Source organism: Rhizobium sp. PDO1-076 (assembly GCF_000247475.1).
Classification (GTDB): domain Bacteria; phylum Pseudomonadota; class Alphaproteobacteria; order Rhizobiales; family Rhizobiaceae; genus Allorhizobium.
In genome coordinates, this window is record NZ_AHZC01000147.1 from 1 (window position 1) to 4,477 (window position 4,477).

Consider the following 4,477-nt stretch of genomic DNA (forward strand, 5'->3'; position numbering starts at 1 on the left):
GCTCCTCCCTTCCTCTTGCGCATTAGTTCGTATTCAGTTTCCCTTACAGCTACGCCGCCAACATCCACACTAATACTGGCGTCACCGAATTTCTGCTTTAGATCGGTCAACATATCGAGAATGGTTTTATCCGGTACTTTAGCAACATACAGTTCGGTCACGCTCATTCTCCCCATCAGATGTCCAAAAATATACTTGATGTTCGGACGCTAGTAATCGGTTGAGGCGCTAAATCAGACGTTGTGCACAGGATGTTGTTACAGACGTTTGGGCGTGCCCTGATTCAGGCATGGTCGATGCAGAGCCGTCAGACAACGGATGTCGTGCTGCACCCTCCGCACCATTCCCGAAATCAACTACGGGACGCTTAAGCGGTTGGTTGTCGCGGGAATTTATGCGTGCCACCGGCACACTTGTTTGCTATGGAACGCATTTAAGAGAGAGCAAAACGACCTGTGGCGTGGACCAAATCTATCTTCTCCGTGGGAGGAGCGGGGTCACTCACTCACGGTAAGGGGCGTTGTTCACATTGAGTGCTTTGGAAAGGCCCTCTAGAAGATCCAGTCCCGCTGGAAGAGAGACGCTCCGCTTGTTGATGTACACCCCATAATTGTCCAGAAATGTATGCACCGTGTCGTCGAAGAATGCGGCGGTTGTGTCTTGCGAGCAGATGGATTTCTTCAGACAAATGTCCAGCATGAACGGCTTGCAAAGACTGAACACGCGTGCAAATATGCACGCGTGTTCAAAACGATTTGATGGTGGTCCGGTGGAAAACTTGCATTATGCTGATACGCTTCAGGCTCGCGCCGACCTCTGCCGCGCGGTCATCCGCTCTGCCGGAGAGCTGGTGCTGAAGGGCTTCTACGGCGACGCAGAGCGCAGCATATCCATGAAGGGGCCGCAGGATTTCCTCACCGAGACGGACGCGGCTTCCGAAGCACATATCCGCAGCATGATCGAACAACATTTTCCGCAAGACACATTCTTTGGCGAAGAGGGCGGTGGAGAGATCGGCGCCCGGGTCTGGGTCGTGGATCCGGTCGACGGCACGGCGAACTTCGCGCGCGGGATCCCGCATTTCTGCATCTCGATCGCCTATGTCGAGAATGGCCGGACTGAAATCGGCGCGATCTATAGTCCGGCCCTCGACGAACTCTATTTCGCGCGCCGTGGTGACGGCGCGACGTTGAACGGCAAGCCGATCCTGGTTGCCGGAACGCAGCGCTTCGATGCCGCATCTATCGAGATGGGGTGGTCGACCCGGGTCGCGAACGAAACCTATCTCGGCGTCGTCAAAAATCTGCTCGACATGGGCACAAATGTGCGTCGCGCTGGTTCAGGCGCGCTCGCGCTTGCCTATGTCGCCGATGGCCGTTCGGATGGTTACATCGAACTGCACATGAACTCGTGGGATTGCCTGGCCGGGCTGCTGCTGGTCAGCGAAGCCGGTGGTGATGTCTGCCCGTTCTTCGAGATCGGCAGTCTAAGGGATGGCGGAGCTGTTCTGGCTGCAGCCCCTGGCGTTGCCGCCGGGGTCAGCAAAGCCTCTGCTATTCCTCTGGCCATTCTCGATGCGGCGGGTGAGCGGAAGGCCTCTTCGGTTGCATAGGCATAATTTGCAGGGAAACGGATGACGGTACGCAACTGCCGTGTGGAGGAATGGACTATGGATGGACCGGTTTACGCGCGACCCGCAATCAGCAAGATTGCCGAGGGGCTCGGACCGCATGATGCAACGCTTTACATCGGTGGCAGCGATGGGGCGCGGGACATTGGGCTGCTGCGCCGACACGGCATCACCACGGTCGTCAACTGCGCCGTCAATCTCGACATCAATCTGGTGCGGGATGCCGCCGAGGACGGCGATCTTTGCGCAACCGGCTATGGCGAGATCCGTTACTACAAGCTCGGCCTGATCGATGGCGAGGGTAGCCCCGATACGATGATGCTGGGGGCCTATTATATTCTTGATGGGGCGCTGCGGCAGACCATGCCGAAACGTGCGACTTATCCGTTTCCGGATGGTGGCAATGTCCTGGTCAATTGCCGCAGCGGCCGCAGCCGCTCGGTTTCGCTGGTGGCCCTGTACCTGCACAAGCAGCAGCCCGACCGCTATCCGACGCTCGATGACGCCGTCGCTGTCATCCGCGAACGGCGCGAATTGCGTCCGGACGAGTGGTTCGAGACCCCGAAGCCGAGCCTTTACGAAGCCGCAAGGCGGGCCTCCGACTGGATCGACATGATCGAAGGCCGAAAGAAGTCCTGATCATGGCGCCACGAAGCTTTCCAGCCGTTGCCGTTATTGCTGATGCCCACTTCCATGACACCGGAGCCGATTTTGGTTTTGCCGGCATCAAGATGGGCGGACACCACATCACCATGCGAAGCTGGTCCGATACGCGCCAGTCGACCCGCGTTTTCAACGAGAGCGCCGACGCGCTTCGTGCTGCGCTGGATCAGGTGGCGCGGCGCGGAATCCGCCATGTGGTGCTGCTGGGCGATTATACAGACGATGGCCAGCGGGCGACGACGGAAACGCTCAGAGGCTTGCTGCAAGTCCATTCGGATAGCCACGGAACCGCGTTTTATGCGCTGCCCGGCAATCATGATATCTTCGGCCCGGCAGGCCGTCATCATACGAAAGAATTTCTCGGCGAGGGAGCGATCAGCCTCTCGGTCTCCAGCGACGCCGCCATAGCTGGTGAAAACATCATTGTCAGCGAAAACATGTATTGCGAGGGCTATCCACGCGGGCTGAACCCTATGGCGGCTTTCGGCTATTTTCGCCAGCCGGAATACCGGCATTGGGAAACGCCCTTCGGCGCAAGCGATGCGGTCGAGGACCGCATCTACACGGTCACGTCGCCCGATGGCCGCAATGCCTATAGCCTCATGGACGCTTCCTATCTCGTCGAGCCGGAGCCGGGTCTATGGCTGTTGATGATCGATGCCAATGTCTTCGAGCCACGTGACGGTAGCTTCGAACTGGTCGAGGAAGCGGCCTTCATCGACAGCACGGCCGCCGGCTGGAATGGCATGCTGCGCAGCAAGCGGTTCATTTTCGACTGGATCACCGATGTCAGCCTGCGGGCGCGGAAACTGGGAAAGACGTTGCTTGCATTTTCCCATTACCCGGCGCTCGATCCATTCGATGGTGCGACCGGTGCCGAGGGCGTGCTCTTCGGCGAGACCAATGTCGTGCGTCGGACCCCGGTCAAGGCGGTCGGGGATGCCTTGATTGCGGCCGGGGTGACGGTTCATTTCAGCGGACATCTGCATGTGGAGGGTGTGACGCGTCGAGGGTCGTCCGACCGCTCTGTGACCAATATCGCGGTTCCCTCGCTCGTTGCCTTTCCTCCTGCATTTAAGGTGGTTCAGGCGTCACAGCAGGAAATCACGGTCGAAACCGTCGAGTTGTCCGCTTTGCCGGTCAATGATCGCTTGTGTGAAGGATACTATCGGGAAACCGAGGTCAGCCGGGAAAAGGTCGATCCGGCTTTCTCTGCCGGCGATTACGGTACCTTCCTGCGGCAGCACAAGCGAGCGCTCGTTCGCCACCGTTATTTTGTCAAGGAATGGCCGGCGGACATCGTCAGGGCGATTGGCGACAAGAGCGTGCTCGAGATGATCGCGCCGCTCGTTGGCTCGAGCGGTGGAGTTGCAGCCGAGTTTGACAGCGCAGCGGACCTGCCGATGTTCGAGTTGATCGCCGATTGGTACTGCCTGCGACAGGGCGCATCGCTGGCTTTGGCGCATATCGAGCCGGAGAGATTGATCCTCTACCGCTCGCTGGCCTTGAGGCTTGGGCATGAACCGAGCACGCACGATGGTTCGCTTCCAAGCTTTCTCGGGATATTCTTCGGCGCACTCGGACTGTTTCTCGATCGTGCCGAAGGCGGTTCAGAATGCCTGACGCTTCCCTTCCCAGTGCTCGGGGATGTTGTGCCTGCATAATTGTCGACGTGAGGTAAGTGCATGCAGTCGGCCATCGTAAGCATCAATCTGTTCGGCGCCGTCGCCTTGCTGCTCTTCGGCCTGCGCCAGATCAAGGACGGCATGTCGCGTGCGCTCGGTGCCAGGCTTCGGACCGGCCTTGCTGCCGGGACGCGCAGCGGGCCTCGCTCATTTGCCGCCGGTTTCCTCGCCACAGTCGCTTTACAGAGCTCGACTGCCACCGCCTTGATGGTTGCCTCCTTCGTCGAAAAGGACATGATCGTGCCGGCCATGGCCCAGATCGTCATGCTCGGCGCCAATATCGGCACCGCTGCCACGGCCTGGATTGTTGCGCTGGGGCTCGGCTGGCTGTCGCCGCTTCTGATCCTTGCCGGCGTGGTTTTGATGCGGATGGCCTCGGCTGCAAAGCAGGGAGCAGGAACCGCCCTTGTCGGTGTCGGTCTCATGCTCCTGTCGCTGCATCTCTTGTCTGCGGCAACCGATCCGATCCGCCAGTCGCCGGCACTCAATCTGTTCATCA

General features: G+C 59.1%; 4 protein-coding genes. All 4 read left to right on the forward strand.

What is annotated here, in order from left to right; genetic code table 11:
• The first annotated feature begins 733 nt into the window (after nucleotides 1-733).
• Complete coding sequence (locus PDO_RS10300; protein WP_458574647.1) at nucleotides 734-1,612, forward strand: inositol monophosphatase family protein; 879 nt, start codon at nucleotides 734-736, stop codon at nucleotides 1,610-1,612.
• A 57-nt stretch (nucleotides 1,613-1,669) separates the two neighbouring features.
• The gene (locus PDO_RS10305) at nucleotides 1,670-2,269 is read left to right on the forward strand and encodes a dual specificity protein phosphatase family protein (protein ID WP_007601400.1); all 600 of its coding nucleotides are present in this window, start codon (nucleotides 1,670-1,672) and stop codon (nucleotides 2,267-2,269) included.
• Nucleotides 2,270-2,271: 2 nt separating this feature from the next.
• A complete protein-coding gene (locus PDO_RS10310) occupies nucleotides 2,272-3,957 on the forward strand; it encodes a metallophosphoesterase family protein (protein WP_007601408.1) in 1,686 nt (561 codons plus the stop codon).
• Nucleotides 3,958-3,978: 21 nt separating this feature from the next.
• Nucleotides 3,979-4,477, forward strand: a 499-nt coding sequence (locus PDO_RS10315; RefSeq protein ID WP_007601409.1) for a Na/Pi symporter, incomplete at its 3' end; no start/stop codon positions are given.